The following is a 344-nucleotide window of genomic DNA, read 5'->3' on the forward strand; positions in this document are numbered from 1 at the left end:
GTAGCCGCCGGTACCGATGACACCGACGCCGTCAACTACAGCCAGCTGAAACAGCAAAGCGCCTCCGCCCGTACCGAAGTTGCAGCCGGTACCAACATCAAAGACGTGGTTAAAGGAGTCGGCAATAAAGGCCAAGACGTTTACACCGTCAACGCCAAAGGCACGACAGCGAGCGCCGGTTCGAGCCAAGTGACCGTTACCGCCGCTGAAAAGGCCGACAACGTGACCGACTACAGCATCGACTTGGCGCAAGACACCAAAGACGACATCCAAAAAGGCGTAGATGCCAAAACCGCCGTTGACAGCAAAGGCCTGACCTTCAACGGCGACAGCGGCAGCACCAA

1 protein-coding gene is annotated in these 344 nt (G+C 57.6%); it reads left to right on the forward strand.

Annotation, left to right across the window (positions count from 1 at the left end; all coding sequences use genetic code 11):
- Positions 1–344, forward strand: a 344-nt coding sequence (locus ACTHSN_RS10770; RefSeq protein ID WP_440365318.1) for a hypothetical protein, incomplete at both ends; no start/stop codon positions are given.

The organism is Neisseria sp. P0009.S010, from assembly GCF_051958545.1.
Taxonomy (GTDB): Bacteria; Pseudomonadota; Gammaproteobacteria; order Burkholderiales; family Neisseriaceae; genus Neisseria; species Neisseria subflava_A.